The organism is Caulobacter sp. DWR3-1-2, assembly GCF_049896225.1.
Classification (GTDB): domain Bacteria; phylum Pseudomonadota; class Alphaproteobacteria; order Caulobacterales; family Caulobacteraceae; genus Caulobacter.
On the sequence record NZ_JAFCTW010000009.1, the window covers coordinates 128903 to 155668 of the forward strand.

Sequence of the window (26766 nt, forward strand, 5' to 3'; positions counted from 1 at the left end):
GGATCAATGGGCTTGGGCGACGACGTTGAGCACCTGGAAGTGCTCGACGATCGGCCCCAGCGCCAATGCGGGGAAGAATTGCAGGCCAGCCAGGATCAGGATCACCCCGACGACCAGGCCGACGAACTGGCCGCTGTCGGTCGGCAGCGTGCCGGCCGAGGGCGCCAGCTTGGGCTTGGCGGCCAGGGAGCCGGCCATGGCCAGCACCGCCACGATGGGCAGGAAGCGGCCCAGGGCCATGGCGACGCCGAGCGTGGCGTCCCACCAGGGCGCGTTGGCGGTCAGGCCGGCGAAGGCCGAACCATTGTTGGCCGTCGCCGAGGTGTAGGCATAGAGGATCTCCGACAGCCCGTGCGGTCCGCTGTGCATCAGTCCGGCGAGCGCCTGGGGCAGGATCGCGGCGGTGGCCGAGAAGCCCAGGGTGGCCACCGGAATGGCCAACACCGCTAGGATCGACAACTGCACCTCGCGGGCCTCGATCTTCTTGCCGAGATATTCCGGGGTGCGGCCCACCATCAGGCCGGCGACGAACACCGACAGCATGGCCATGACGACCATGATCGCGATGCCCGAGCCGATGCCGCCGGGCAGGATCTCGCCCAGGTGCATCAGGAACATCGCCACGCCGCCGCCCAGGGGCATGAGGCTGGAATGCATGCCGTTGACCGAGCCGTTGGAGGCGCCCGTGGTCATCGCCACCCAGGCCGCGGTGGCCGGGGCGCCGAAGCGGGTCTCCTTGCCTTCCATATTGACCGAGGTGTCGACGCCGGCCGCCATCTGGGCGGGCGGAACCTGGGTCTCGGTAAAGTAGACAATGCCCGCGCCGGCCGTCAGCAGGATGCTGGCGGCCATGACCAGGGCGCGGATGTCCTTCTTGGCCAGGACGCTGCGGCCGAAGGCGAAGAAGGCGGCCCAGCCCAGCACGTTGATAGAAACGGCCGTGATCAGGTTGGTCAGGGGGGTGGGGTTTTCAAACGGGTGGGCCGAGTTAGCGTTGAAGACGCCGCCGCCGTTGATGCCCAGCATCTTGATGGCTTCCTGCGAGGCCACGGCATAGAGCGAGATCTTCTGGTCGGCGCCTTCCAACGTGTGGGCGGTGACGCCGGCGGCCAGGGTCTGGGGGATGCCCAGGGCGACCAGCACGATGGCGACAATGAGCGACAGCGGCAGCAGCACATAGAGGGTGGTGCGCACCAGGTCGGCCCAGAAATTGCCGACGCTTTCACCGCGATTGGCGATGAACGCCCTGGACAGGGCGGCGGCGATGGTCGCGCCGGTGGCGGCCGAGACGAAGTTCTGGGTGGTCAGCACCAGCATCTGGCTAAGCGTCGACATCGTCGTCTCGCCCGCATAGCTCTGCCAGTTGGTGTTGGTCACGAAGCTGATGGCGGTGTTGAACGACAGGTGACCCGACAGGCCCGCAAAGCCCTGCGGGTTCATCGGCAGCACGCCCTGCAGGCGCAGGACGCCATACACCAGCAAGAAGCCGATGAAGTTGAAGGCCAGCAGGGCGCTGGCATAGCCGAACCAGCTCTGGCTCTTCTGGGCGTCGATGCCGCCGGCCTTGTAGAACAGGGTCTCGACCGGGCGCAGCACCGGGTCAAGCCAGGTGCGCTCGCCGTTCCAGACCCGCGACATGTACGTGCCGAGCGGCCAGCCGATCGCGACCGCCAAGCCCAGCGTCAGGGCGATTTCCGCCCAACCTTGCCAATTCATGGAATGTGATCCGTCAGAACTTGTCGGGTCGCAGCAAGGCGACGACCATATAGGCCGCGACGACGATCGCCCCGGCTCCCCAAAGCGCGCTCACCAGCATGGTCATAGGCGCCTCAATGCAGTGGCAAAGGCGGCGAAGGCCACAAACAGCCCCGCCCCCAGCGCGAGAAAAGCAACATCGGCCATCTCTAGCCCTCCTGTTCAGTGGGGGGACAGGACCACGGACGGGCGTAAGGGCTCCATTCCGAAGTCGAGGGCCCATATAAGCGCTGTATAAGGATCGGCGGTGGTGATCGGCATGCGCCCAGACCCCGGCCACGCCTTGATCCGCGCCGTGCGCCTCAGCCTCCGAGGGCGACGCGCGGTGCGGGATGGGCGGCCAGCCAGCGCACCTTGGTCAGCAGGCGGTGTCCGTCGCCGGTCTCCCGGCACCGTCTCAGACGTCGAACCTCGGCCGACGCGAGGTCCCGACCGCAGCATCCCTCCAAAGGCCATAAGCGCTCCGTACGCAAAAGCGGCCTTTGACCTTGATCTTCATAAGCGTCGCGTAATGGCGCCCGCTTATGTGACGCTTATGACGTCCCGAACTTCGCGAATGGAGCCCTTACGGCCGGACAGTCCAGGGTGGCCCTCCTGGCGCTCGCCGTAACAACCGCCGCCGTGCTGTGGCGGCGGGTACAGATCCACCCCTCCCCGCTTTGGTCGGCCGCCGCAGGTCCCGACGCCAGATGCCGGAAGCGGTCTCCAACTGCTTGAGGTAGGGTCGGCCCTTGGTCGAGAAGGCAGAGGGGCCTTGAACTCGCCCCACGGCCCTCGCCCATGCAGATGCGCGCCTGGGTCGATCCCGGCGGCATAGCGCTCGGTGTGGGGCAGGACGCTCATCACGTTGCGATTGCGGCGCTTGGCCTCGACGACACCGACCAGGGTCAGGCCCGCGAACAGGGCGCAGTCAGCCGGGCCGCTGGCGGTGGGCCACTCGGCGATGGCCAGATCACGCCCCTTGGTCGGCCGCGCGCCCTTGGCGTAGCGCAACTCGCGAGTGTCGGCTTCCCAGCCGGCGTTCGGAAGCTGTTGGTCGATGATGGCCCTGGTCGCTGCCTCGCCCAAGTTGATGGCGTTGTCGGCGGCTTCGGCGGCCTTTTCGAGCTTGGCAAGCTCGGCCGGGGCGGCCTTCTCGGCCTGCCGCTGGGTGGCCTCCAAAGCGGCTCTGACCTCCCCCGCCGCCCCGGCGTCTTCCGCCAGCTTCTGCCAGACTTGGCGTTCCTCCGCTTCCTGGCGCAGGCGTTCGGCGGCTTCGAGGTTGTCGAGGGCAAGCGCCTCGGCGCGAGCCTGGGCGATCTCGGCGGCGCTGCGGTGACCTTCGACCTCGGCCCTGAGCTGATCCAGCTCGACCCTCAGGCTGGCGGTAGGGTCCGCTGGCGCGGGCGGTGGCACGAACGGGCCCAAGGCGAGCTTGGGCGTTCCGCCGTAGCTGCGAACAAACCACGCGCCGAGCTCTCGCGCCATCTTCAGGCCAGCGAGGTCGGCGGCGAAGTCGTCGAGGTCGCCGTGAACGGCGTCATTGCCGGCCTTGCGCAGGTAGTGGAACAGGTCGAGCGCCTGTCGGGAGGCGTAGTTGGCGCGGCCAAGCACGCCGAGGACATCGGAGAAGGATTCGCCGGGCGACTTCAGCGAAGCCCGTTCGCGCCGCGACCTCCTTGGCCAGCAGTTCGGCGAACTGGCGCAGCTTGATCAGCGAGGTATTTGGGGTCGGTGCGGAAGTAGTGCTCCGCCTGGGCCGCCAATCGAACCGCTTGCGGCCCGTGCGGGCGCAAGAACTCGAAGTTGGCGGTGGCTGGTTGCATCAATTTTTTGGCGGTGCTGTCAGTCTAACGCTAACTTGTCTCCGCTTCCGGTCTAAAGGGGCTCCAGTTCGGAGATGATTCGTGCAGCTATCATTCAAGCGCCACCGGTTTCCAGCGGAGATCATAAGACACGCCGTTTGGCTGTATTTCCGCTCCACCCTGAGCTTTCGCGACGTCGAGGAGATGATGGCCCAGCGGGGCGTCGACGTCAGCTATGAGACCATCCGCTGCTGGACGATCAAGTTTGGTCCGCAGATCGCCAGGAATCTCAAGCGCGAACGCCCTGCCCCGTCGCCACGATGGCATCTGGACGAGGCCGTCTGCTCCATCGGGGGCAAGCGGATGTATGTCTGGCGCGCCGTCGATGACGAGGGCGAGGTGCTCGACGTGGTCGTTCAGAAGCGGCGCGACACCGAGGCCGCGCTGAAACTTCTAAGACGCCTGCTGCGCAACCAGCCCGTGGAGCCAGAAGCGATCACCACGGACGGACTGAGGTCCTACGGCGCGGCGCTCAAGGAACTGGGCCTAGAGGGCCTTCACCGGCCCGGCCGCCTTCGGGAAAACAACAGAGCAGAGAACTCTCACCTGCCGATCCGCCGACGGGAGCGCAAGATGCAGCTCTTCAAGTCTCAGCCTTCAGCTCAACGTTTTCTCACCACCCACGCCAGCGTCTACAACACCTTACACCCAACGTCACCTCATCGGCCGGTCAACTCTGCGCGCCTTTCGCGCCGCGGCTCACGACGCCTGGCGCGAGGCGAGCGCCGCCGCCTGACGAGACCTCGGCCAGAGAAAGCTTCAGCCGACGGCATCAAGTTGACAGTGCTGAGGTGATCGGTGCGAGTTCTCTGACCTTGCGAAGGTCTGCTTGTGGGCGGCGGCCCTAACCGGACCGACTTCCGCACCGACACCGGCGGGGTGGTGGCCTAGCAGTTCGCCGTCAATTCCGGGACCAACAACCACGTCACGGAGGTGCAGGGCGACAACGGCGCGGCTCTGAACAATCTGCCCAGCGCTTGAGCATGGATCTCAGCGCTTTGCAGAGGTCGTGGATCCGGGAGAAGTCCAGATGATCCTCCCGAGATAGGCTCGCAGCGTCTCGACGATCGGCCTGCTCAACACCTGACGGACGGCGCGGCGCGCCTCAGGGAGCTGTCAGTTGACCTCGCGCTCGATCACAAAGAGCGCATCGACCTCGCTACGCCTAGCGACACGATACGACAAGCTCGCCGCCATCATCACTTGATGGGCGCAATGAGTTTGGAGCCTGGAGCAAGAAGAAGGCGGAGTTTTCCACAAGCCACATCTCCTCCGCGTGTTCGCGCCATTTCTGAGATCATCCGTGGTGCTCACGGCAACCGAGGGGAGGACCCCCGATTGCCGCGGCAGGACCATTAGGCCTTGGGCAAGAGCACGGCGTCGATCACGTGGATGACGCCATTGGTGCAGGCGATATCTGCCGTCACCACCTTGGCGCCATCGACGGTCACGCCGTGGGTGCCGTCGACGTGCACGGTTGCGCCGCCGGCGGTTGCCGCATCCATCACCTTGCCCGTGACGTCCGCAGCCATCACCTTGCCCGGCACGACGTGGAGCAGCAGGATCGCCGTCAGCTTTTCCTTGTTCTCGGGCTTGACGAGGTCTTCGACAGTGCCGGCCGGCAGCGCAGCAAACGCCTCATCCGACGGGGCGAAGACCGTGAACGGGCCCGCGCCCTTCAGCGTATCGACCAGACCGGCGGCCGTGACCGCGGCGACCAGCGTCGTGAAGGCGCCGGCAGCCACGGCGGTATCGACGATATCGTGCGTCTGATCAGTCATGTTTGGTTCCTTTGGAACGATCGACATTGGGGAGGCAGAAAAGATCTTCATCGACACGACGCGCGCCACAGATCGGGGGTAGGGAAGCGCGTGCATCGATGCGGTGCGAGCCTGTCGCCACCGCAGAGCGCGTGTCCCACAGATCCCCGCAGCAGCACATACGGGCTTTGGGTCATCTGGTATCCGCGGCAATCCGCCTCCAAGAAGTAGCCTCTTACGAAGATGTGAACCATCTCGCCCCGTGGGCAAACCGGCCAGCGCCAGATGCGATGGGGCCGGCGCTTGGTAGCTTTAGTCGTCCTGACCCCGTCATCGCCAAGGAGAGATTGTCGTGAAGATCAAGGACAGGCCGGAGTTTCGAAGCAAAGCCGCCGTACTGACTTTCGGACCCGGTGTGCTGGTCACCGAAGCGGTCTCTGTGATGAGCGAGCGGAATTACGGGGCCGCTGTCATTGTCGGCCCCGACCGCAAACCGCTTGGCATCGTGACGGAACGCGATTTCATGAGACGTCTGCTCAACAAGCGGATGAATCCGGACGAGACGACGCTCTCTCAGATCATGACGACGGATCTGAAAGTGGCCAGGGCCGACGACGACCTTCTCGATTGGCTGCGCATTATGTCCAACGAGAGATTTCGCCACCTGCCGGTGGTCGACGACGAGGGCGTGATCATCAGTATGATGAGCCAGGGCGACTTCGTCAGCTACACTTGGCCAGAACTATTGGGACGACTGACAGAACAGGCAAAGGCCACGTTCGACGTCAGCCCCTCGCTCGTGATGATTGTCGCCTGTATCGCCGTCTTCGCGGCTTGGTCCGTCACGATCTTTGCGCAGTTACGCTGATTGACGGGACGATTGGAGCAGCACCTGCCTGCCACTCCTTAGGCCCTACGCCTGTCTTGATCAGCGCCCGGCCGCAGCATGCACCCTTCGCTCCAGCCAATGCGACAATAGCAGGTGCGGAACGGCGACTGCGGCGAGCAACTGAAAGGCTTGCGACGTGAAGTTAGCGTTGATCCGAAACGGGAACAGCACCTGCAGCGCCATCCACCCCAGGATCGTAGCGCCCGACAGCAAACCGCCCGTCGCGATCCAGCGCGGCCGCGACATTTCGCGCAGCACACTATTCGCCCGATCAAGGTGTAGCGGCGAATGCAGGAGGACAAAAAACAGGGCGAATCCGATCACGGGGGGGACAACCAACAGAACAACGAGGCAGAGCGTCATCGCTGCAGCCCACGTCCGGCTCCCATTTAGCCAGGCTGCCGCGATGCCGACGGCGGTGACAAGCAATGTCATGGGCGCGGCTGCGGAAATGATGCGGACCAATAGCGTCGATCGATCATCGCTCATCGCGGCAAACAGCGCCGCCACCTCCGTCGGATGGCTGATGGTCGGCACGGTGATGACCGCTGCCCCTGCCGCGATGCGCAGCAGCGGTTCTTCGAGCATCTGCCAATCCTCGCCGAAATGCACAGCCGCGATCGACAGGAACAGGACGAGCGCCAACAGGGGAAGCGTCATCCACAGCAGTGCCATTGCGACGGCGATCGCGACGTAGCCGCCGATCACGAGGACTAGTACCCCCCGACCCGGTGCGACGGCTCTGCGCAGCAGAGCGATATCATAGGCGCCGTGTGGCAGGCCGCCCCCGAGAAACAGGACTGTGGCGGCTGTAACCGCCATCGACTGTCCCATCGGAGCGCCCAGCAATGTGGCCAGCAGCAGTGCGATTGCTACTGGCCAGAATGCCGGAAGCACCCGGTTGCAACGTCCCAAGGGCGCGAGGCAACCGGGTGCAGTTGGGGCTAGCCCAATCCCTTTCATGGGATCACGCGGCGTAGCCCTTGCGGCCATCGGCGTCGGACTCCGACTTCCGGACCGCGATCAGGAAGACGAGGATGCCGATGCCGGCCTTGGCGACCAGGTCAGCGATCGTGTAGCCGACCTGGATGGTCGTCTCGACTGCGCCGCCGGTCAGGCCGAAGAACGGGGTGAAAAAGACGATCGGGTAAAAGCCCCAGGACGCGACAGTCACTAAGCGTGCCGTACGTACCAGACCTTGGGCGGCGACAGGTTGCTCCTTGATCGACTTGCCCAGCCCAACGAACAGCTCGAAGATGATGTAGAGGAACGGCACCATGGACAACGAGCCCCACAGGGCGCGTGTCGCCAGATCGGTGGCGATTTCACCAGGATAGCCCAGCACGATCATCAGCGCTGCGGCCAGCCCGAGGGTGACCGACTTCGACGTCGTTTCCGCCCGCGACAAGCGCATGACAAGGATCAGTTCGATGAGCAGCAGGGGGACCGTCAGAAGCCAGTCGACATAGCGATAGGCGTCGTTGAAGGCGACGCCAGTCGCCGTCACCAAGCTGTCCTTGAACGTGTAGGCTTCGTGCCAGCTCTCAAAGATGCGGAAATAGTGATAGGCCGCGATGGCGGTGACGATGCCCGATATTGTCAGGGCCGTGCGGTAGGCCGGCGCGACTTGCGACCGACTAAGCCACAAGAAAATCGACGCGGCGGACATCGCCGCAAAAGTGAATGAGAACGCATTATAGATCAGCTGGTATTGGAACGGTGTAACGGTGTCCATCTAAGTCTCCGTCGCAGTTGTCCGCAGCGCGAGTGCGCTGGGCAGGGGTGTTGCGGAGGTCGCACGATCATAGTGAGACGATCTTCGGGCCCCCGAAGCGTCACCACAGCGGCATTACTAGGTAGGTGAATAACCGACTGCGCACCGACCATTTGGAGCGCGCAGCCATGCAGCCGTGACAACCTAACCGGCGTAGGCTGCGGTCAAGTTTTCGACGATACGGACCTTCTGCCGTATCCGAAACAACGACGGGTTACAGGCCGGCCTCGACGGCGAGGCGGATCAGGTCGGCTGTCGTATGCAGCCCAAGCCGGTTCATCAGGATGGCGCGGTGCATCTTGACGGTCTTCTCGGCCAGATTCAGGTGCGCCGCGATCTGCTTGTTCAAGAGCCCGTTGGCGACCAGCTTGAGCACCTGACCTTGGCGCAGCGACAGCGACTTCACCATTTCCGCAGCCCGGATCCGGCGCATGCTCGAGGGCGCCGCCGCATCGGCATCGATTTCGACCTGAGAGCCGAGGAAATACAGCAATGCGTCTTCCTCGTCGTAGATCGGCGCGACAAGGACGGCGTTGCGAAAGGGTTGGCCATTGCGCTTGTAGTTCAGGATCTCGACGAGCACGGGACGATGTTCACGCACCCCGCGACGGATTTCCTCAGTCAGCCACGGCTCGGTAGCCGGTCCCGACAGGAAACGGCAGTTGCGCCCCACCACCTCCTCGGGCGGATAGCCCGTGAGCTCGCAAAAGGCATCGTTGCAGGCAATGATCGGATTGTCGGGCAATCGCGGATCGCTGATCACCGAAGGGATCGGGCTATCCGTCACAAGCCGCAGATGGCGGGCTTCAGCGTTACAGACAGTGGCGTCTATCGCAATATCAGTGCCTGCACTGTCCATCCAGAAGACCATGCCAGATGCAGAACTCTCTTACACCCGTTTAATGCCAGGCCCAAATCTTGTCCTTGTCGCTTCTATCGGAGCCCCATTGCAGTACGACAGGCATATCGTATCAAATATAGTTCAATGAATTCATAGCCTTAATTGCTGCGTAGGTCGGTCGGAGATGTCGGGAAGTCTGCCGGATAAAGATGTCCGGGCGGCCGTTTATCTCGTGACCTTGCCCCCAAAACTTGGACCATCGCGGGCCGGGATTTCTCGCCGGTTATGCGCCCGGCGCACCATATGGCTTGGCGCAGTTCATCAGCTGAACCGGACACTTGTCGCCGATCGCGTTTTGGGGATGCATTTGAGTCCTTGCTCCAAGCCCCGTATGTTCCCGGGCTTCATCGAACGGCATGAACCAGCCGGTGTTCTGGCATTCAGCCCGGACCTTGCCGTTTATGGTCTCACCTGACCGCCGCGTAGGTCGGCCAGGTGTCCGGTTTAAGGAGCGATTTCCGAGCCCGCTTCTGGCGCAGAGAGGTGCGGCGGGCTCACCTCGGTCGCTAGGGGCTTTTGCAGAATCTAGCCCCGTTCTTGAACGAACGGGGCTAGGTGAGCGCCCCACCTGCGAGAGACTCCCATGCCCGCCTTCACAATCGTCACCACCAGCGCGACCCACGGCAGCGATGCGGTGGAGGTGAGCACACTGAGCGACGATTTCACCAACGACAGCGAAGCCTTGGGCTATTCGCGCCGCATGGCCGAAGAAATGGTGGGCATGGCCCACCAACTGGCTCTGGATTTCGATTTTAGCACCGTGGGCCTCTACGACGGCGACCTGATCGACGAGGACATCGATCCGTCCCACACCGCTTTCCTCGGGGCCTGGGTCTTGGACGAAGAGGGTGCATCCTTCGTTGGAGCTGATGAATTGCGCGATGGCGAAACCGGCCCCGAAGCCACCTGACGCTAGGCAGCTGAGGTAGTGGCCAGACCGTACGCCAGCATCAGCGCCAAGATTAGCGCGCCGATCAGGTGGGTGCCGATCGCCGCCAGGCTTGCGTTGGCGGTCGGCGCCGTCAACACGTTGAGCTTCGTCATCGCTTAGCTGCAGCCCGCTGATGGCGTTGGTTGCCGCCACCGGCTAGGCTTCTCGGATGGTTCAGGTCAGCGGACCTTCGTGGTGGCCCAGAGCTGAGCGCGCTTCTCGCTCGCTGAAGGCGATAAGCCGGGGTGCCAGCAAGGCGCGACACTGGGTCTATGTGATTTGCTCCACGATGCTCGGAAGGCCGATCCATGGGGGGTGTACGTCGGCCAGACTTCGCGTGACCCCGACCTGCGCTTTGATCAACACAAGAACGGCTACAAGGCTAGCGGCGCGGCCAAACGGTTTGGCGTACGGCTGGTCCCCGACCTGACCGAGCACCTCAATTCCATGCGACAGTGGGAGTCCTTGGAGCTCGAGCCAGCCCTCGCCGACGCGTTTAGAGCTGCCGGAGCGCCTGGCGTGGAGGTGGTCACTAAGCCGTTGAGCGGCGCCGCGAAAGTCCACTTGCTGGAGCCACCTCAACGTCAGCATCTGTTTAGGTTTCTTGGACGCCCGCCAGGCGCGGCGACGGGGCTGACCCCGAGAGCGGGTGTTTGAGAAAGCTCGAAGTCTGACCCGCGGGATGGCGGTAGCAGCCTATGGGGATTTGAGGGGCGCGCTGGTCCCATGGGGTCGCGGGCGATGCGCTGTTGGCCGTTGTCGCTGCTGCAAGGCGGCCGGTTTGGTCCGTTACGATGCCCCTGATGATGTGCGGGTCGGGGTGTTCTTGGGCGCTCAGGGCCGCTTTTTGGCGTTGGTGCGCAAGGCCGCTCACGCGGCCCTTGGCCGTTGCTGTAGCGCTGCGATTTTGGGTGGCGTTGTCTGTGAGCCTCATGACGAGTCGATCCTGAACACGGGTCTTGGCGGCGCGCTGCGTGGCGGGCCTGCGCGCTCGAAGATCTCGACGAGGATCATGCGTCCGCCGCAGCAAGGGCAGGCGATCGGCGGCTTGGCGTCGGTCTGGGGCTCGGGGTTGGAGGCGACCGGAGATGGCGGCGGCGTCTGGAGCAAGGCGCGGGCCTTGGCCAGGTTGGCGGCGCGGCCGGTGTTGGCGAAAAGGCCGTAGTGGCGGATGCGATGGAATCCGCTGGGCGGGACGTGGATCAGGAAGCGGCGGATGAACTCGCCGGGCGCCAGGGTCATCTCCTTGCGCCGGGCCTGACCGTTCTGGCGGTAGTCCTTCCAGCGAAAGGTGCCCCCTGTCGTCCAGGGCGGCCAGGCGGCTGCTGGAGATGGCGACGCGGTGGGTGTAGCGGGCCAGATAGGCCAGGACGGTGCTGTCAGTCTAACGACAACTTGTCTCCGGTAGGCGCACGAAGCCCAACCCAAGCCAGCCTTTACGCCATGACCGAGCGCCACTCGGCCAAGGCGGCCGAGCGTCTTTCCTTGTAAATCCCCCGGCTACCGAGATGGCGCTCCTGGTTAAAATGGTTATGGAAGGCGGCGTGGACCGAACTGAATTTCTGCAGGGTCTTCATCTGTCGAAACCGCAGCATGGCGCGCTCTCGTCGTCGGAATGGCAGGTGTGAGTTCTCACATCGGTTGTTGGCCCAGCGGCCGATCTGCTGCTTCTGGGCGTTGCCGATCTCCTTCATCGACGCCTTGTAGGAGCGCAGCCCATCGGTCGTGACTACTCTGGCGGAGCCGTGTCGCTTCATGAGTTTCTTCATGAACTTCAGAGCCGCAGGCTTGTCACGTGTCTTGCTGGCGAAGGACTCCAGCACCTCGCCTTCGTGGTCAACCGCACACCAAAGGTAGTGCATCTCGCCGTTGATCTTCACGTAGATCTCGTCGAGATGCCACCGCCAGTGAGTGAAGGCCTTCATCCGCTGGACACGCTTGCTCCTGATCTCGGCCGCGAACATCGGCCCGAACCTGTTCCACCAAAACCGCACCGTCTCATGGCAAATGTCGATCCCACGCTCGGCCAGCAGATCCTCGACGTTGCGCAGAGACAGCGGGTATTTGACGTACATCATCACCACGAGGCGGATCACCTCGGGCGAGCTGTTGAAGTAGCGGAACGGGTTCTTCATTCCGGCAGGCTAACGGGCGCAGGCGGCGACGGCAATTTGCTCTGACAGAGCCTTCACGCGCTACCTGGAGCTCAAATCCGTCAACGCGTTGCGTGACGAGCTGGCCCGCTCAGGCGTGCTGTCCAAAGGCTGGAAAACCAAAGCCGGCGTTGACAAGGGGAGGCAACCCCTCTCGCGAGGCTCGCTGTTCCACCTGCTGCAAAGCCGAGTTTATCTGGGTCAAATCGTGCATGGCGATCGGATCCATCCGGGGGCTCATCCCGCCATTGTCCCCGCCGAGCTCTTCAAGGCCGTCCAACAGCAGCTAGCGGTCAACGCCGCTAAGCGCCGAGTCAAAGGCACCTTGGCTGGTTCGCTGCCCCTCAAGGGTTTGGTGTTCGACGCGCTGGGCAATCGGATGGGTCCAAGCTTCGCCTATGGCAAAAACGGCGGCCGCCATTGTTATTATGTCTCCGTGCCCCTCCAGCGCGGCGAGGCCCTGCCCGCGGGTGTCATCGGCCGGATCTCCGCTTTACCGATGGAGGCTCTGGTGCTCGATCGGGTGAGCCGCTGTTTGGATCAACCGGCCACCGACACCGCGCTTGAAGCCCTCTTGCCGATCCTTCGCCGCGTTGATGTCGAGGCCAACAGCGTGCGGTTGACGCTCGATCGCCAGGCGGTCCTGGGCGACGGTGACGCCGCTGCCGCAGTCAGCCGCATCGCCGCCCGTCTGGAGGCCGATGATCAAATTGCCGTGGGCAAACGAAGTGGACAGACAATCGAGCTCATCATCGGCGTGCGGCCGGTGTTTCGCGGCGGGCGGACTTGGATGGTGAAGCCGGCGGGTGCGGCGGCTGTCGGGCGGCCGGACAAGCAGCTTCTCAAAGCCTTGGCTCAGGCCCATAATGGGCTGACCAAGATCAACGCGGGGCCGACGCAGTCGCCTGAGCACTGGCGTCAAACCGAAGGTCTGCGCGATTCCTATATGCGTCGGCTTGCACGCCTGGCCTTCCTGGCGCCGGACATCCAGAGGGCGATCTTGGATGGCCGCCAACCCGCCGGGCTTACGGCGCGGGCTTTGGCCGACCAGCACATCCCGTTGGCCTGGGCCGATCAGCGACAGCTTTTTGCGCTCTAAGCGGGCGCACGCGTCGCTCCATTTCTTTCCCTGATATAGGTTTGAAAATTCCCAGTTCCGTGTCGGTCTCTTGCGGGCGAGTGATTGTCTTCCACGCATAAGTCATCGTCGCTACAGCAGAAATCCCGCGACAGCCGCGTGCTGACCGGATCAGCCAATCAAAAAATTCCCTCTTATTCCCTGTTAAACAGGGAAACAGGAGTGGCGTTTAGCGCTGCGGAGAATGGCGCGCCTACCTGCCGTCGAAAGCGGCTCAGCTGACGGATTCCGGGCTCAAGCCTGCCGGTTTGCCTGGGGAATAGTCCCGCGCTTCGGGGGCTTGCCGGCTCCTGGCGGTGGAGAGCCTGGCTTGGCGGGGTCGCATGGCGGCCCGGAAGGGACTCGAACCCCTGACCTTCGCTTTAGGAAAGCGCTGCTCTATCCTGCTGAGCTACCGGGCCGCGTCGCGCGACGTCCGGGTCAATAGCGCAAGTTTCCGGGCGTGCGAACCCCGGGGTTGAAAAGCGCGGCAGAGGGACTGGCATGGGCGTGTTTCGGCCGTTGAAGACACTGTACGTGCAGGTTCTGATCGCCATCGCCCTGGGGGTGTTGGTCGGGGCGATCTGGCCCAAGGTCGGGATCGAGCTGAAGCCGCTGGGCGACGGCTTCATCAAGCTGATCAAGCTGGTGATCGCCCCGGTGATCTTCCTGACCGTGGCCGGCGGCATCGCCCGGATGGGCGACATCAAGGCGTTCGGGCGGGTGGGCGTAAAGGCCCTGCTCTATTTCGAGGTGGTCTCGACCCTGGCCCTGGCGATCGGCCTGATGGTCGGCCACCTGCTGCATCCCGGCGCGGGCTTCAACATCAACCCCGCTGACCTCGATCCGAAGATCGCCGCCGGCTATCTGGAAAAGGCCCATCACGGCGAGGGGCTGGTCGATTATCTGCTGCACCTGATCCCCGACACCTTCTTCGGAGCCTTCGCCGACGGCAACCTGCTGCAGGTGCTGGTGGTGGCGATCCTGACGGGCTTTGCCTGCACGCGCCTGGGTGAGTTCGGCGACCGGGCGGCCGGGGTCATGGAGGATCTGGCCAAGCTGTTCTTCGGCATCATCCACGTGGTGGTCAAGCTGGCGCCTCTGGGGGCGTTCGGGGCCATGGGCTTCACGATCGGCAAGTACGGGATCGGCAGCCTGGTGCAGTTGGGCGCGCTGGTGGCGACCTTCTACATCACGGCCATCCTGTTCGTGCTGGTTGTGCTGGGGACCATCGCCTGGCTGAGTGGTTTTTCGATCCTCAAGTTCCTGGCCTACATCCGCGAGGAGCTGCTGATCGTGCTGGGCACCAGTTCCTCGGAATCGGTGCTGCCCCAGATGATCGAGAAGCTCGAGCGGCTGGGGGCCCGAAAGTCGGTGGTCGGGCTGGTGATCCCCACCGGCTACAGTTTCAATCTCGACGGCACCAACATCTACATGACCCTTGCCACCCTGTTCCTGGCCCAGGCGACCAACACCCATCTGAGCGTCTACCAGATGGGCGCCCTGCTGGGCGTGGCCATGCTGACCTCCAAGGGGGCCAGCGGCGTGACCGGCGCGGGCTTCATCACCCTGGCCGCCACCCTGGCCGTCGTGCCCGATATCCCCATCGCCGCCCTGGCGGTGCTGGTCGGGGTCGACCGGTTCATGAGCGAGTGCCGGGCCCTGACCAATCTGGTCGGCAACGGCGTGGCCACCCTGGTGGTGGCGCGCTGGGAGGGCGCGCTCGACCGCGACCGGCTGGAGCGCGAGCTGGCCCGGGGACCCAATGCGCCCATCGACGAGCTCCCAGAGGAACTGCCGGCGACCTGAGCTTCCTCGGTAAGCCTTGCTTGAAGACAGAGCCCAAAGCGGGCGTGCCGACAGCGCGCCCGGGTCCGTCCGCAAGGTGACATGGAAACGCCCCCGGACCAGGGTCCGAGGGCGTTTCCTGGAGTTCAGCAGATCAGACTCAGGCCGCTGCGGCGGCCACCGGGGCCTTGACCAGCGACTTGGTCAGGATGCCGATGGCGGCTTCACGGTCGATGCGCTCGATCGCGGCCACTTCGCGGGCCATGCGGTCCAGGGCCGATTCGTACAGCTGGCGCTCCGAATAGGACTGTTCCGGCTGGTTCTCGGCGCGGTGCAGGTCACGCACCACTTCGGCGATCGAGATCAGGTCGCCCGAATTGATCTTGGCTTCGTATTCCTGGGCGCGACGCGACCACATGGTGCGCTTGACGCGGGCGCGGCCCTTCAGGGTGGTCAGGGCCTGGCTGACGGTGTTGCCTTCGGCCAGCGGGCGCAAACCGGCGGTCTTGGCCTTCTTGGTCGGCACGCGCAGGGTCATTTTTTCGTGGTCGAAGGTGATGATATAGACCTCGAGCGACATCCCGGCCACTTCCTGGGTCTCGACACCCCGGATGGTGCCCACGCCATGCGCGGGATAAACGACGTGGTCGCCGACCGAGAATTCCAGACCGCTCTTGCTCATTCGTTCGTCCTCAATAAGTTCGGGCCAGGCCCAAAACGCCGTTCCACTCGGGCTTACAGGGTTTCCAAATCAAGTGTCCAAACGCCGATAGGGACCCGACCGCGAAAGGGGTGCGGGGCCAAGACCGGTTGGGATTTGGAATAGTTCTTAAGTCACCCTTCGCCTTCGATCGGGCGCGCCGGTTTCCCGGCTGACATCGTTCACAAGACGGGCAGGCGCGAGTCATCGCGACCTTTACGTCGAAACCTACAATATCATAAAATTCAGCTTGATGAAAGGCTTGCAGCCTGTTTAGCCGCCCGCGCTGGTTCGGCGGGGAGTGAGCCGAGCCGCGAGGGGAAAATGGTTAAGCTCTAGGCGCCAGGGACGCCAGCGGACTTAGGAGCCCTTGCCGGGTTTTTCGCTGAAGTACTTTTCAAACTTGCCAGTCTCGCGCTCGAAGTCCTCGCGGTCGGCCGGCGGCGTGCCCTTGACGGTGATGTTCGGCCAGATCTTGGCGTAGTCAGAATTGATCCGCAGCCACTTGCCGTCGGGGTCATCCTCGGTGTCGGGCTTGATAGCGTCGATCGGACATTCGGGCTCGCAGACGCCGCAGTCGATGCATTCGTCCGGGTTGATGGCCAGGAAATTCTCGCCCTCATAGAAGCAATCGACCGGGCACACCTCGACGCAGTCCATGAACTTACATTTGATGCAGGCGTCGGTAACGATGTAGGTCATCGAGGGCTCGGAGTTTCTCGGGCGGCTTGGGCGGCTTGGGCGGCTTGGGCGCGGAGGCCGCGTTTTCGAAGTCGCGGGGGCGCTTGTCAATGCGGCTTGGCTGCTGGCGAGGCGAGGAAATCTCATACCCGAGCCTTTCGAGCGCGATGGATCGCCGCATATCGCTGTTACGTTACCCTTTATTATCGAAGCTCTGTCACAACCAAGCAGAGGAAAATAAACAATAAGTCGGGAACCCGACACATGACGAGCATAGCGGTTCGCCATCCGGTTTCGGCCGGACGCGGCGACCAAAGCCCCGGCTTCCAGATGGAGGCCTTCGAGACCTTCGTCCGCCACGCGCCCTTCGCCGCGGCGCTGCTCGATGACGCCTTTCGCCTGACCGCCGTCAGCGCCGGCTGGACAGACCACGCCCTGACGCCGCAGGACATGGGCATCGGTGACGACTTCCGCCGCGCCCTGCTCAGCCCCGAGGATGTCGGGAGCCTGGAGCGCTGCGTGGCGTTCGGCGAGCCGTTCTCGCGCTATCGCTCCATCGCGGTGAACGGCGGCGAACCGCGCATCTGGCGTACCGAATTCGCCGCCACCCGGCTGGAGGGCGGTCGCACCCAGGCTGTAGTGATCACAGCGCGCGACGTCAGCGGCTTCGCCGCAACTGCCCTCAAGGCCGAACGCGATCAGCAACGCCTGAAGATGGCGCTGGAGCTGGACGACCTGATGGTCCGCGAATACGACCTGAAGACCGGCGAGGTCTATTGCTCCAACACCTCTCCCGAGCTGGAGAGGTGGTGCACCTTCAAGATCGACCCCCTGGAGATCGTTCACCCCGATGACCTCGAGCGGGTCGCCGAGTTGGTGCGCAATCGCAAGGACGGCGAGGCGCAGGTCTTCGAGTTCCGCCTCAATCGCGACGACGGGGTCGAGACCTGGGTCCGGTCGGTGGGGAAGAAGTTCCTCGGCGCCGACGGCAAGCCCGAGCGACTGGTCAATCTGTTCAAGGACATCACCGACCGCCGCCGCGCGACCGAGGCGGTCGAGACCCTGGCCTTCAAGGACCCGCTGACCGGCCTGCCGAATAGAGCGTATTTCCAGCGTAAGTTCCAGGAGGCCGTCGACGCCTCGGAGCTGGTGGGCGAGTTGTTCGGCCTGATCATGATCGACGTCGATCACTTCAAGGACATCAACGACACCCTCGGCCACGACGCCGGCGACGCCCTGCTCAAGCGATTGTCAGAAATGCTGCACGCGGCCTTCCGGGCCGGCGACACCGTGGCCCGGTTGGGCGGCGACGAGTTCGCGGTGATCCTGCGCGGCCTGCATTCCGAGGCCGACATGATGCGGCCGGTGGCGGCCCTGCAGGAACTGCTGCGTCGGCCCATCGAGCACGCGGGCCGCAGCTTCTCGGTCAGCGCCAGCATCGGGGCGGCCCTGCACGGCGACCTCGACGCCGACCCCAGCCACATGATCAAGAACGCCGACATCGCGCTCTACCGGGCCAAGGACGAGGGCCGCAACCGCAGCGTGGTCTTCACCCCGGCCATGCGCTCGTCGCTCGAACAGCGGATCGAGCTGTTGCGCGACGTGCGCGCGGCGATCACCGCCAAGGAGTTCGTGCTCTATTACCAACCGGTGATCGACCTCGCCTCCAACAGCGTGGCCGGCTTTGAGGCCCTGATGCGTTGGGACCATCCCGAGCAAGGCATTCTCACGCCCGACCGCTTCATGGCCGCCTTCGAGGACCAGGACCTGTCGCTGAAGCTGGGCGACCTGGCGTTTGAAAGCGCGCTGAAGCAGATGCGCGACTGGATGGACCAAGGCGTCGAATTTGGCCGGGTGGCGGTCAATATCTCGGCCGCCCAGTTCCGCTCCGGCCGGCTGGCCGAGGAGGTGCAGGAGCGCCTGGCCCGCTGGAACGTGCCCTGCAGTCGCCTGACCATCGAGGTGACCGAGAACGTCTATATGGGCTGGGGCGCGGAGATGGTCGCCGACACCGTTCGCGCCCTGCACAAGGCCGGCGTGATGATCGCGCTCGACGATTTCGGCACCGGCTACGCCAGTCTGGCCAACCTGCGCCACTTCCCGATCGATCGGCTGAAGATCGACAAGTCCTTCGTCCAGAACATCGAGGACGCCGCGATCGTCAAGGCGGTGATCACCCTGGGCTCCAGCATGGGCATGAAGGTGGTCGCCGAGGGCGTCGAGGATCAGGCCCAACTGGACGCCTTGGCCGGCTACGGCTGCGACCAGATCCAGGGCTACCACTTCTCGCGGCCGATGCCGGCGGAGATGGCGCCGGGCTATCTGGAGCGGTTTGGGACGTAAATCCTCCCCCCGTGGGGGCCCGTGGGGGAGGTGTCGGCGGAGCCGACGGAGGGGGGTGACTAGAGCATTTCCCGACCTGACTGCGTCAGGCCATGAGCTCTAATTTTCTGTTTTGACGCATTTTTCTTCACGCGAACCGGAGCCACTTCGCTCGAAAAATGCTCTAGCCGCCAGCCCATCCCACGACCGACCCTAAAACTCCCCCCACCGGGTGAGGATCTCTATCCTTCCACCACTTCATACAGCGCCCGCGCCTCGGTCGTCGGTCCGCGTCGTTCGCCGAAGCCGATGACGCGGATGTTGATCAGCCGGCCACCGATCGCGAACACCAGCACGTCGCCGACCCGCAAGCCCCGCGAGGGCTTGTCTATGCGGCTCTCCGCGCCGGCCCGCGTCAGGCGGATGCGGCCTTCCTCGACGAAGCGGCCGGCCATCGAGCGGGTCTTGAAGAACCGGGCGTGCCACAGCCAGAGGTCGGCGCGGCAGCAGCCGGCGTCTTCCTCGATCACGAGGCGACGGCTTTCGGGGCGGGCGTGCGACGGCGCGGCTTCTTGCGGCGCGGCGGCGGCTCCGTGAGCTTGGCCAGGGCGGCGAAGGGCGAGTCCGGACGAGCCGCAACCGTGGGCTCGGGTCGCCGCACGGCGCCGCGCCGTTTCCACAGGATCGGGTCGCCGTCCTTGGGGCGCAGGGCGGGCGTGTAGTCCAGGAACCGCAGCACGGCGGCGGCCTCGGCGGGCGCCCAGCCCAGGGTATCGCGGGCCGTGTCGGTCAGCACCACGCCGCCGGGCTTCTGGCCCTCGCGCAGCAGGGCGTCGAGCCGCTCCAGCATCTCGACGGGGACCACGAACTTGCCCACCAGCCTCAGACCGTTGGCGGCCAGGGCGCGGGCGTCCGGCGTCGGGGACGGCGCCAGGGCCAGCCGCTCGCTCTGCCCTTGCCACACGCCCGGCGTCAGGGCGCGCGCGCAGGCGGCGGCCTCGGGACGCAGCACCGAGGGCAGGAACAGGCTGAACGCCCCGATCCGCGCGCCCAACGCCTTCAAGGTCCGGCGCTCGGCCTGGCTCAAGGCTTTCAGGTCGGTCTCGACGGCTTGCTTGTCGAGCACGCCGCCCGCCTCCAGCAGCCGATGGGCCAGACCGCGCGGCAGGCCACGAAGCGCGCCGCCCGACAGGGCCCGTTGCAGCTTGCGCAGGCCCGGCAGCTTGCGGTCGATCTCGACGGCCAGGAAAGCGTCCAGTCGCCGCTCGGCGCGTTCGCGGGCCGAGGCCTCGCCCAGCTCGCCCAGCAGTCTCGCGCGGGGGGACAACAGCGGGCCTCCACCGCGCACCGCCCCGGCCGCCTCGCCGTTCCACAACACCGCGCCGTCGGGCGTCAGGGTGAAGGCCTCGTCCGGCTCGCTGGCCAGCTTGCCCAGGCGCCGGGCGATCTCCGGCGTCACGGCGCGCTGAGCCGTGTTGCGCAGCGCCTTTTCCTCGAGCGCGCTGCCGCCCTTTTCCTGGACGAACGTCACGCCGGTCAGTCGCCCGACCACATGGCCCTCGACGGTCACCGCCCCATCGGCGCCGACCCCGGCCAGCATGGTCTCGCGATCGCCCAGCGAGCGCATCAGGACGCTGGTGCGCCGGTCGATGAACCGGGCCATCAGCTTCTCGTGCAAGGTGTCGGACAGCCGGTCCTCCAGCTGCCGCGTCACGCCCTGCCAGTGCTGCGGATTGTGCAGCCAGTCGCCACGGTTGGCGATGTAGCTCAGGGTGCGGACCCCCGAGAGGCGGGCGGCCAGGCTGTCGATCTCGCCGTCGTTTCGGTCCAAGGCCTTGAACTGGCCGGCGATCCAGTCTTCCGGCAGACGCTTGCGGCCGGTGGTCAGGTCGTCGAACAGGGTGCGGACCATGCGCTGGTGATCGTCGTCGGTGGTCTTGCGGAAATCCGGCGTCTGGCACACGTCCCACAGCCGCAGCAAAGCCGAGCGGTCGGCCTTGCAGCGGGCGACCACGTCCTCCTGCTGGGCCAGCTTGCGCAGCGTGCGCTCGTCCAGGGCCTCGGCCGACAGCGACAGGCCGTTGCGGTGCGGCGGCTCGGCCAGCGACCGCAACAGGCTGGGCAGGTTGCCGAAGTCCAGCCGAGCATTTCGCCACTCGGCCCCCATCACCGGCTCGAACTGGTGATTGACGACGCTCTCGACCAGGTCCTCGTCCATCTCCTCGCAGTCGCCGGTCACCCCGAACGTGCCGTCGCGGGTATGGCGCCCTGCCCGGCCGGCGATCTGAGCCACCTCTTGAGGGTGCAGCCAGCGGGTGCGCGTGCCGTCGAACTTGCGCAGGCCGGCGAAGGCCACATGGTCTACGTCCATGTTCAGCCCCATGCCGATGGCGTCGGTGGCCACCAGAAAATCGACCTCGCCAGACTGGTAGAGCGCGACCTGGGCGTTGCGAGTGCGGGGGCTCAAGGAGCCCATCACCACCGCCGCCCCGCCGCGCTGGCGGCGGATCAGCTCGGCGATGGCGTAGACGGCGTCGGTGGAGAAGGCCACCACCGCCGAGCGGCGCGGCAGGCGGGTCAGCTTCTTGGAGCCGGCATAGGTCAGGTTCGAAAAGCGTTCGCGGCTGACGATCTCGGCGTCGGGCAGCAGCCGGCGGATCAGCGGGGCCATGGTCCCTGCCCCCAGCAGCATGGTCTCGTACTTGCCCCGGGCGTGCAGCAGCCGGTGGGTGAAGATATGGCCGCGCTCGGGATCGGCGCACAGCTGGATCTCGTCGATGGCCAGGAACTCGACCTCGCGGGTCAGGGGCATGGCCTCGACGGTGCAGACGAAATAGGCGGCGCGCGGCGGGACGATCTTTTCCTCGCCGGTGATCAGGGCCACCGAGGCCTTGCCGCGCAGCTTGACGATCCGGTCGTAGATCTCGCGGGCCAGCAGCCGCAGCGGCAGGCCGATCATCCCCGAGGCATGGCCGAGCATCCGCTCCACGGCCAGGTGGGTCTTGCCGGTGTTGGTCGGGCCCAGCACGGCCGTCAGCTTGGAAGGGGCCAATCCGGCGGAACGGTCGCTCATGGATTCAAGGTGGGATGGGAATCGGGGGGAAGCAAGCGGGGGTGTGGCCTTAAATCCTCCCCCTTTGGACCCCTTTGGGGGAGGCGGCCGAAGGCCGGTGGGGGGGAGTGGTGGGATGGCAAGTCCTGAACAGGGTCGCGGTCAGATACTCCCCCTCCGTCGGGTTCGCCGACACCTCCCCCAAAAGGGGCCCATAGGGGGCCCATAGGGGGAGGACCTAGAGGAGCGGCACGCCCAGTCCCACCTTGACGCGGTCCATCACCACCAGGGTCCGGAACCGCTTCACATTGCCTGCGTCGAAGAACAGGCGCCGGGTCAGGGCCTCGTAATCGGCCATGGTCTGCACGATGATCACCAGCATGAAATCGGCCTCGCCTGTGACGTAGTAGCACTGCTGCACCTCTGGTCCAGCCGCCAGCCGGGCCTTGACCGCGTCCAGCAGGTCGATGCGCTCGCTTTCGACGTGGACCTCGACCAGCAGGGTGATGGCAGGCCGACCTTGGCCGGATCGATGACCGCGACATGGGCGGCGATGACGCCGGCCGCCTCCGGCTTCTTGATCCGCTGTTGGACGGCCGGGGCGGACAGGTTCATCGCCTCGCCGATCACCCGCTGCGACGTGGTGTTGTCGCGTTGCAGGAGGCCGAGGATCGCGAGATCGAAGCTTTCGAGGGTCATAACGAAACAAACTTGCGTTCAAAGGCGCGAACCCAAGCCCCTTTTTTCGCGCGTCAAGCAATATTGCTTCGCGACCCAGTCTACGTCGAAGGCGGATCATGAAGCTGCTCTACCAGACTCACTCGCCCTACGCCCGCAAGGTGCTGGTCGCGGCCCACGAGATGGGGCTGGCTGGCCGCGTGGAGGTGAGCCACCACGAGACCAGTCCGACCCAGCGCAATGACATGGTGTTCGCCGCCAACCCGCTGGGCAAGGCGCCGGTGCTGATCACCGACGACGGCCTGGCCTTGTTCGATTCCAGCGTGATCTGCGAGTATCTGGACGGCCTGCACGGCGGTCCGGCGTTGATCCCCGCCGAGGGCTCCGAACGCTGGAAGGTCCTGCGGCTGCAAGCCTTGGCCCAGGGCCTGTGCGACGCCGGGATCGCCCTGCGCTGGGAGACTGAGCGCCGGCTCGCCGCCCTGCGCTACCCGCCCCTGGCCGAGGGCCAGGCCGCCAAGCTGCTGGCCGCCTATGATGTCCTGGAGCGCGAGAGCGACCTGACCGGCCCGCCGGACCTGGGCCGTATCGCGGTCGCCACCGCCCTGGACTGGCTGGCCTTCCGCGCCCTGCCCGACTTCCGCAGCGGCCGGCCAAGGCTGGCGGACTGGCTGGACGGCTTTACGCGGCGGCCGTCCATGTCGGCGACGGCCTATGAGGGCCAGACCGTGGACGGCTTGACGAAATGAGGTAACGCATAGGGGGCGGCGAACACCGCGCCGCTGCCGAGGAAGTCCTTCCAGCGACAGCCCTCGTGCGGCCGGCCCTTGGTCAGGGCGCCGTCCAATAGCTGTCGCCCTTGTAACGGCGGGTCCAGCGCTTATCCACAGGCGCCTGCGGCGGACAGATGACCGTGCGGCCCCAGATCTCGGTGATGGTTACTTCCCAGTACTCGTTGCCGAAATGGTCGGTCTTAACCATTCGGGCTTCCGAACTGCTGTCCATCAGGGTGTCGCCGGAGTCGTAGCAGTCGCGATGGCGCTCGGGTTCCTCGGCGTCCAAATCGCTCCAGAACTCGGCAGCGTAGGCTTGGAAGCGTTCGAGCAACTCGGCCGACGAGAAGCCGACGACGAGCGAATAGGCTGGCTTTTCCATGGGTCGTTCCTATTGAGATAACCAACCCTACCGAGACCGCGCCCGTGGCGGCGCCCCCTGGACAGGGGGAGGACAGCCGCTCCTACTTCTCGAACACCAGCTTGCCGTCCACCACGGTCAGCACCGTCTGCGCCTTCAGGATCTGCGCCGGCTCGACGGTCATCAGGTCCTTGGAAAACACCGTCACGTCAGCCTTCTTGCCGGCCTCCAGTGTGCCGCGGTCCTTTTCGGCGAAGGCGGCGTAGGCCGGGGCCCAGGTCAGCATGCGCAGGGCCTGGTCGCGGCTGACCGCCTCGTCCAGATGCCAGTCGGCATTGGCGAAGCCGTCCAGGCTGTGGCGATAGACGGCGGCGTAGAACTCGATGCGCGGGTCGCCGACCTCGACCGGGGCGTCCGAGCCGGCGGCGACGATCGTGCCGCTGTCCAGGAAGTCCTTCCAGCGATAGCCCTCGTGCAAGCGGTCCTTGCCGAGGCGGGCCGGCGCGAAATAGAGGTCGCCGATCGCGTGGCTGGGCTGCATCGAGGCGATGACGCCCATCTTCGCGAAGCGCGGCACGTCCTCGTCGGCGACGATCTGGGCGTGCTCGATCCGCCAGCGGGCCGTTGTGTCGCCGGACAGCGCCTCGCCGAACCAGTCCAGGGCCATGCGGTTGCCGCGATCGCCGATGGCGTGCATGGCGACCTGGGCCTTCACCGCCTTGGCGGCCTTCATCAGCGCCAGACCCTTGTCGTAGGGGGTCAGTTGCAGGCCCAGCCCCTCGGCGTCGCTATAGGGCGCCAACAGGGCCGCGCCACGCGAGCCCAGGGCGCCGTCCATGTACAGCTTGATCCCCCGCACCCGGATCAGGCCGGTGGGGTCGCTTGTCGGACCCTTGGCCAGCACCTCGGCGGCGCCGCTGGGGTCCATGTAGTTGTCGACCCGCAGGCTGAACTTCCGCTCGGCGGCCAGGGACCGCAGGATCGTCAGGTCGGGTCCCGCGACGCTCATGTTTCCCAGGCCCGTCCAGCCGCGCGAGGCGTAGAGGGCGCCGGCCTTTTCCAGGGCCAGGCGCTTGAGGGCGTCGGACGGCGGCGGGATCACCCCCTCGACCAGGCTCTGGGCGTGGTCGATCAGCATGCCGCTGGGCGCGCCGTCGTCGCCCTTGAGGATCTGGCCGCCCGTCGGCGCGGCGGTGTCCCTCGTCACGCCGGCCTTGGCCAGGGCGGCGCTGCTGGCGACCACGGCGTGGCCGTCGGCCCGCTCCAGCACCACGACGCGGCCGGGCGCGGCGCGGTCGAGATCAACGCGGCTGGGGAAACGCTTCTCGGGCCAGTGGGTCTCGATCCAACCCCGGCCGAAGATCGGGCCGTCGGGATGGGCGGCGGCATAGGCTTTCACTGCGGAGACCAGGCTCTCGACCGAGTCGGTCCGGTCGAGATTAAGGGTCAGCTCACGCAGGCCGACGCCGGTCAGGTGGGCGTGGGCGTCCACGAAGCCGGGAAAGGCGGCGGCCCCCTTCAGGTCGATGTCGCGCGCGCCCTTGGCGGCCTTGGCCTTGGCGGCGGCCAGGTCGCCGACGAACAGGATGCGGTCGCCGCGGATCAACACCGCCTCGGCGCTGGGCGTCGCCGCGACGCCGGTGTGGATCGGACCGCCATGGATCAGCATGTCGCCGGCGAGCGCCTGGCCGAGACTGGAGGTCGCCAACAGGGCGGCGAGGGTGAGGATGCGGCGCACGGCGATCTCCGGAATAGCAAGAAGCGGAAATCGTAGGGCGCCGCTCGATCCGCGCAACAGCGATGCTATGTTTGACGCATGGAACAGGGCTTCACCCTCTTCGAAACGCCGATCGGGCTGTGCGGCCTGACCTGGAACGATCGGGGCCTTATCGGCGCGCAACTTCCGGAGGCCGCGCCCGGCGTAAACTGGACCCGTCTGCGCCGCCGCTATCCGGACGCCGTCGAGGCCTCGCCCCCGCCGCCAGCCGTGCAGCGGACGATCGAGCGGGCGCGCGTCAGCAGCGCTCCGACACTGTTCGACATGGCCTTCTCGGTGGCGCCGTGGCGTCGTTAGGACGGGTTAACGCCGCTTCACCATTCGCCGAACATGAGCGAAACGAATCATGACCGAATCAGCGACTTGGCCGGATTCAGTGTTTGTTCCCTACTACCCATTGTAGCTTAAGCTGCATTAACCACAAACAGTCCTATGGAATGAACCTGTCCGCGCGGAGCCGCTCGAACAGCGCGAAGAAGGCCTCGTCGGTCTGTTGGTAGGCGGTGAAGCCCAGGCGGCGGCTCTTGGACATATCGGCGATGACCTCGATGGGGCGACCTAGGTCGGCGTCGGTGTGCCAGGGCGAAGCCAGGCGATCCAGGTCGGGCTCGGCCAGGCCGTCGCGCAGGGCGACGTCCCGCCATAGTGGGGCGTCAGCCGCCATCTGAACCTCCAGCGGCATCACTTCCCCGTCGAACGGCGCGGGCTCAAGGCCGAACCAGTCGGCGATCCGTCCCCACATCCAGCTCCATCGAAAGACGTCACCATTGACCACATTGAAGGCCTGGTTGGCGGCGGCCGGCGTCGTCGAGGCCCACAGCAGGTGACGCGCCAGTTGCCCCGCATCGGTCATGTCGGTGAGGCCGTGCCATTGAGCGGCCGAACCCGGGAAGCGAAAGGGCCGGCCGGTCTCGCGGCACAGGCTGGCATAAACCGCCAAGGTCTGGCCCATGTTCATGGCGTTGCCGACCGCGTGGCCGATCACGGTGTGGGGCCGATGGACGCTCCAGGCGAAACCGTCGCGCGCGGCTGCTGCGAACACCTCGTCCTCCTGGGCATAGTAGAAATTGGCCACGTCCAGCCGGCCCTGCTCCTCGCGGAAGGGGGTCTGGGGCAGCACGCCCTGCCCATAGGCCTCGAACGGGCCAAGATAGTGTTTGAGGCCGGTGACCAGGGCCACGTGCCGCACCGAACCACCGGGACGTAAGGCGTCGAGCAGGTTGCGGACCATGGCGGCGTTGACACGGATGTTCTCCGCCTCGCTGTCCTGGCGTGACCATGTGGTGATGAAGACGTGGCTGGGTCTGGCGTCCTTCAAGGCCTCGGCCAGGGCCGCCGGGTCATGCAGGTCGGCGGCCATTGCCGTGACGCCGGGCGCGGCCTTGGGGTTACGCGACAGCGCCGACACCGGCCATCCGGCCCCCGTCAGGACCTCGACCGTGGCCTGGCCGACAATCCCTGTCGCGCCCACTACCAAAGCGCTGTGGCTCATGATCTTCTCCCGGTGTGA

Annotated in this window: 25 protein-coding genes, 1 tRNA gene and 2 pseudogenes; 8 read left to right on the plus strand and 20 right to left on the minus strand. The window is 65.5% G+C overall.

The window, feature by feature from the left end; all coding sequences use genetic code 11:
• Nucleotides 1-3: 3 nt before the first annotated feature.
• From kdpA to ACP696_RS14070, 3 genes are all read right to left on the minus strand, one after another.
• Nucleotides 4-1716: a potassium-transporting ATPase subunit KdpA gene (gene kdpA, locus ACP696_RS14060; protein WP_426009558.1), complete on the minus strand. Its 1713-nt coding sequence runs from the start codon at nucleotides 1714-1716 to the stop codon at nucleotides 4-6.
• Between the two features lie 13 nt (nucleotides 1717-1729).
• Nucleotides 1730-1822 (minus strand): potassium-transporting ATPase subunit F, encoded by a 93-nt coding sequence (locus ACP696_RS14065; RefSeq protein ID WP_007667944.1) that lies wholly within the window; start codon nucleotides 1820-1822, stop codon nucleotides 1730-1732.
• A 455-nt stretch (nucleotides 1823-2277) separates the two neighbouring features.
• A complete protein-coding gene (locus tag ACP696_RS14070; RefSeq protein ID WP_426009562.1) occupies nucleotides 2278-3348 on the minus strand; it encodes a hypothetical protein in 1071 nt (356 codons plus the stop codon).
• 293 nt (nucleotides 3349-3641) lie between these two features.
• Between ACP696_RS14070 and ACP696_RS14075 the strand changes: the two are divergent.
• Nucleotides 3642-4335, plus strand: a pseudogene (locus ACP696_RS14075) (IS6 family transposase).
• A 619-nt stretch (nucleotides 4336-4954) separates the two neighbouring features.
• Here ACP696_RS14075 and ACP696_RS14080 read toward each other — a convergent pair.
• Nucleotides 4955-5380, minus strand: coding sequence for a fasciclin domain-containing protein (locus ACP696_RS14080; protein ID WP_426009564.1), 426 nt, complete (start codon nucleotides 5378-5380; stop codon nucleotides 4955-4957).
• 331 nt (nucleotides 5381-5711) lie between these two features.
• On the opposite strand from ACP696_RS14080, the gene ACP696_RS14085 reads away from it, so the two are divergent.
• Entirely contained in the window at nucleotides 5712-6227 is a 516-nt protein-coding gene (locus ACP696_RS14085) for a CBS domain-containing protein (RefSeq protein WP_426009567.1), read from the plus strand.
• A gap of 60 nt (nucleotides 6228-6287) precedes the next feature.
• Here the strand turns inward: ACP696_RS14085 and ACP696_RS14090 are convergent, their stop codons facing one another.
• From ACP696_RS14090 to ACP696_RS14100, 3 genes are all read right to left on the minus strand, one after another.
• Nucleotides 6288-7241: a Brp/Blh family beta-carotene 15,15'-dioxygenase gene (locus tag ACP696_RS14090; RefSeq protein WP_426009570.1), complete on the minus strand. Its 954-nt coding sequence runs from the start codon at nucleotides 7239-7241 to the stop codon at nucleotides 6288-6290.
• Complete coding sequence (locus ACP696_RS14095; protein WP_426009573.1) at nucleotides 7216-7983, minus strand: bacteriorhodopsin-like; 768 nt, start codon at nucleotides 7981-7983, stop codon at nucleotides 7216-7218. The genes ACP696_RS14090 and ACP696_RS14095 overlap by 26 nt, the downstream gene beginning before the upstream one ends.
• A gap of 253 nt (nucleotides 7984-8236) precedes the next feature.
• A complete protein-coding gene (locus tag ACP696_RS14100; RefSeq protein ID WP_426009576.1) occupies nucleotides 8237-8893 on the minus strand; it encodes a PAS domain-containing protein in 657 nt (218 codons plus the stop codon).
• 613 nt (nucleotides 8894-9506) lie between these two features.
• On the opposite strand from ACP696_RS14100, the gene ACP696_RS14105 reads away from it, so the two are divergent.
• A complete protein-coding gene (locus ACP696_RS14105) occupies nucleotides 9507-9833 on the plus strand; it encodes a hypothetical protein (protein WP_426009578.1) in 327 nt (108 codons plus the stop codon).
• Between the two features lie 2 nt (nucleotides 9834-9835).
• Here the strand turns inward: ACP696_RS14105 and ACP696_RS14110 are convergent, their stop codons facing one another.
• The 3 genes and pseudogenes from ACP696_RS14110 to ACP696_RS14120 form a co-directional block, all read right to left on the minus strand.
• Nucleotides 9836-9967, minus strand: a complete 132-nt coding sequence (locus tag ACP696_RS14110; RefSeq protein WP_426043933.1) for a hypothetical protein — start codon at nucleotides 9965-9967, stop codon at nucleotides 9836-9838.
• An 817-nt stretch (nucleotides 9968-10784) separates the two neighbouring features.
• A pseudogene (locus ACP696_RS14115) lies at nucleotides 10785-11226 on the minus strand (transposase); the annotation flags it as partial.
• Nucleotides 11227-11290: 64 nt separating this feature from the next.
• Entirely contained in the window at nucleotides 11291-11989 is a 699-nt protein-coding gene (locus tag ACP696_RS14120; protein WP_426009584.1) for an IS6 family transposase, read from the minus strand.
• A gap of 34 nt (nucleotides 11990-12023) precedes the next feature.
• On the opposite strand from ACP696_RS14120, the gene ACP696_RS14125 reads away from it, so the two are divergent.
• Nucleotides 12024-13106 carry a recombinase family protein gene (locus ACP696_RS14125; protein WP_426043936.1) on the plus strand — a complete coding sequence of 361 codons (1083 nt, stop codon included), beginning with the start codon at nucleotides 12024-12026 and terminating at the stop codon, nucleotides 13104-13106.
• A gap of 363 nt (nucleotides 13107-13469) precedes the next feature.
• On the opposite strand, the gene ACP696_RS14130 is transcribed toward ACP696_RS14125, so the two are convergent.
• Nucleotides 13470-13546, minus strand: a tRNA-Arg gene (locus ACP696_RS14130).
• 100 nt (nucleotides 13547-13646) lie between these two features.
• Here ACP696_RS14130 and ACP696_RS14135 point away from each other — a divergent pair.
• A complete protein-coding gene (locus ACP696_RS14135; RefSeq protein WP_426043937.1) occupies nucleotides 13647-14933 on the plus strand; it encodes a dicarboxylate/amino acid:cation symporter in 1287 nt (428 codons plus the stop codon).
• A gap of 139 nt (nucleotides 14934-15072) precedes the next feature.
• Here the strand turns inward: ACP696_RS14135 and ACP696_RS14140 are convergent, their stop codons facing one another.
• Nucleotides 15073-15594, minus strand: coding sequence for a CarD family transcriptional regulator (locus ACP696_RS14140; RefSeq protein WP_426009586.1), 522 nt, complete (start codon nucleotides 15592-15594; stop codon nucleotides 15073-15075).
• Nucleotides 15595-15972: 378 nt separating this feature from the next.
• A complete protein-coding gene (gene fdxA, locus ACP696_RS14145; protein ID WP_426009589.1) occupies nucleotides 15973-16314 on the minus strand; it encodes a ferredoxin FdxA in 342 nt (113 codons plus the stop codon).
• 243 nt (nucleotides 16315-16557) lie between these two features.
• On the opposite strand from fdxA, the gene ACP696_RS14150 reads away from it, so the two are divergent.
• Complete coding sequence (locus ACP696_RS14150) at nucleotides 16558-18636, plus strand: putative bifunctional diguanylate cyclase/phosphodiesterase (protein ID WP_426043934.1); 2079 nt, start codon at nucleotides 16558-16560, stop codon at nucleotides 18634-18636.
• 221 nt (nucleotides 18637-18857) lie between these two features.
• Here the strand turns inward: ACP696_RS14150 and ACP696_RS14155 are convergent, their stop codons facing one another.
• From ACP696_RS14155 to ACP696_RS14170, 4 genes are all read right to left on the minus strand, one after another.
• Nucleotides 18858-19145: an RNA-binding S4 domain-containing protein gene (locus tag ACP696_RS14155; protein WP_426009594.1), complete on the minus strand. Its 288-nt coding sequence runs from the start codon at nucleotides 19143-19145 to the stop codon at nucleotides 18858-18860.
• Nucleotides 19142-21688, minus strand: coding sequence for a helicase-related protein (locus ACP696_RS14160; RefSeq protein ID WP_426009596.1), 2547 nt, complete (start codon nucleotides 21686-21688; stop codon nucleotides 19142-19144). Before ACP696_RS14160 ends, ACP696_RS14155 begins: the two co-directional genes overlap by 4 nt.
• Nucleotides 21689-21905: 217 nt before the next feature.
• Entirely contained in the window at nucleotides 21906-22136 is a 231-nt protein-coding gene (locus ACP696_RS14165) for an Lrp/AsnC ligand binding domain-containing protein (RefSeq protein ID WP_426043938.1), read from the minus strand.
• Nucleotides 22040-22366 (minus strand): Lrp/AsnC family transcriptional regulator, encoded by a 327-nt coding sequence (locus tag ACP696_RS14170; RefSeq protein WP_426011257.1) that lies wholly within the window; start codon nucleotides 22364-22366, stop codon nucleotides 22040-22042. The genes ACP696_RS14165 and ACP696_RS14170 overlap by 97 nt, the downstream gene beginning before the upstream one ends.
• Before the next feature lie 98 nt (nucleotides 22367-22464).
• Here ACP696_RS14170 and ACP696_RS14175 point away from each other — a divergent pair, with 98 nt between their 5' ends.
• Complete coding sequence (locus ACP696_RS14175; protein WP_426009598.1) at nucleotides 22465-23094, plus strand: glutathione S-transferase family protein; 630 nt, start codon at nucleotides 22465-22467, stop codon at nucleotides 23092-23094.
• Between the two features lie 82 nt (nucleotides 23095-23176).
• Here ACP696_RS14175 and ACP696_RS14180 read toward each other — a convergent pair whose 3' ends face one another.
• Together ACP696_RS14180 and ACP696_RS14185 are read right to left on the minus strand one after the other, a co-directional pair.
• Nucleotides 23177-23500, minus strand: a complete 324-nt coding sequence (locus tag ACP696_RS14180) for a hypothetical protein (protein WP_426009600.1) — start codon at nucleotides 23498-23500, stop codon at nucleotides 23177-23179.
• Nucleotides 23501-23582: 82 nt separating this feature from the next.
• Nucleotides 23583-25217, minus strand: a complete 1635-nt coding sequence (locus ACP696_RS14185) for an amidohydrolase (protein WP_426009603.1) — start codon at nucleotides 25215-25217, stop codon at nucleotides 23583-23585.
• Nucleotides 25218-25295: 78 nt separating this feature from the next.
• Between ACP696_RS14185 and ACP696_RS14190 the strand changes: the two genes are divergently transcribed.
• A complete protein-coding gene (locus ACP696_RS14190) occupies nucleotides 25296-25553 on the plus strand; it encodes a hypothetical protein (protein ID WP_426009605.1) in 258 nt (85 codons plus the stop codon).
• 133 nt (nucleotides 25554-25686) lie between these two features.
• On the opposite strand, the gene ACP696_RS14195 is transcribed toward ACP696_RS14190, so the two are convergent.
• Entirely contained in the window at nucleotides 25687-26748 is a 1062-nt protein-coding gene (locus tag ACP696_RS14195) for an SDR family oxidoreductase (protein ID WP_426009607.1), read from the minus strand.
• Nucleotides 26749-26766: the final 18 nt, after the last annotated feature.

What these genes read in the sequence shown, in the direction of transcription:
- kdpA (WP_426009558.1), bottom strand. Translation starts at nt 1,716, where the DNA reads ATGAATTGGCAAGGTTGGGCGGAAATCGCCCTGACGCTGGGCTTGGCG.
- ACP696_RS14065 (WP_007667944.1), bottom strand. Translation starts at nt 1,822, where the DNA reads ATGACCATGCTGGTGAGCGCGCTTTGGGGAGCCGGGGCGATCGTCGTC.
- ACP696_RS14080 (WP_426009564.1), bottom strand. Translation starts at nt 5,380, where the DNA reads ATGACTGATCAGACGCACGATATCGTCGATACCGCCGTGGCTGCCGGC.
- ACP696_RS14090 (WP_426009570.1), bottom strand. Translation starts at nt 7,241, where the DNA reads ATGGCCGCAAGGGCTACGCCGCGTGATCCCATGAAAGGGATTGGGCTA.
- ACP696_RS14095 (WP_426009573.1), bottom strand. Translation starts at nt 7,983, where the DNA reads ATGGACACCGTTACACCGTTCCAATACCAGCTGATCTATAATGCGTTC.
- ACP696_RS14100 (WP_426009576.1), bottom strand. Translation starts at nt 8,893, where the DNA reads ATGGTCTTCTGGATGGACAGTGCAGGCACTGATATTGCGATAGACGCC.
- ACP696_RS14105 (WP_426009578.1), top strand. Translation starts at nt 9,507, where the DNA reads ATGCCCGCCTTCACAATCGTCACCACCAGCGCGACCCACGGCAGCGAT.
- ACP696_RS14110 (WP_426043933.1), bottom strand. Translation starts at nt 9,967, where the DNA reads ATGACGAAGCTCAACGTGTTGACGGCGCCGACCGCCAACGCAAGCCTG.
- ACP696_RS14120 (WP_426009584.1), bottom strand. Translation starts at nt 11,989, where the DNA reads ATGAAGAACCCGTTCCGCTACTTCAACAGCTCGCCCGAGGTGATCCGC.
- ACP696_RS14140 (WP_426009586.1), bottom strand. Translation starts at nt 15,594, where the DNA reads ATGAGCAAGAGCGGTCTGGAATTCTCGGTCGGCGACCACGTCGTTTAT.
- fdxA (WP_426009589.1), bottom strand. Translation starts at nt 16,314, where the DNA reads ATGACCTACATCGTTACCGACGCCTGCATCAAATGTAAGTTCATGGAC.
- ACP696_RS14150 (WP_426043934.1), top strand. Translation starts at nt 16,558, where the DNA reads ATGACGAGCATAGCGGTTCGCCATCCGGTTTCGGCCGGACGCGGCGAC.
- ACP696_RS14160 (WP_426009596.1), bottom strand. Translation starts at nt 21,688, where the DNA reads ATGAGCGACCGTTCCGCCGGATTGGCCCCTTCCAAGCTGACGGCCGTG.
- ACP696_RS14170 (WP_426011257.1), bottom strand. Translation starts at nt 22,366, where the DNA reads ATGACCCTCGAAAGCTTCGATCTCGCGATCCTCGGCCTCCTGCAACGC.
- ACP696_RS14175 (WP_426009598.1), top strand. Translation starts at nt 22,465, where the DNA reads ATGAAGCTGCTCTACCAGACTCACTCGCCCTACGCCCGCAAGGTGCTG.
- ACP696_RS14180 (WP_426009600.1), bottom strand. Translation starts at nt 23,500, where the DNA reads ATGGAAAAGCCAGCCTATTCGCTCGTCGTCGGCTTCTCGTCGGCCGAG.
- ACP696_RS14190 (WP_426009605.1), top strand. Translation starts at nt 25,296, where the DNA reads ATGGAACAGGGCTTCACCCTCTTCGAAACGCCGATCGGGCTGTGCGGC.
- ACP696_RS14195 (WP_426009607.1), bottom strand. Translation starts at nt 26,748, where the DNA reads ATGAGCCACAGCGCTTTGGTAGTGGGCGCGACAGGGATTGTCGGCCAG.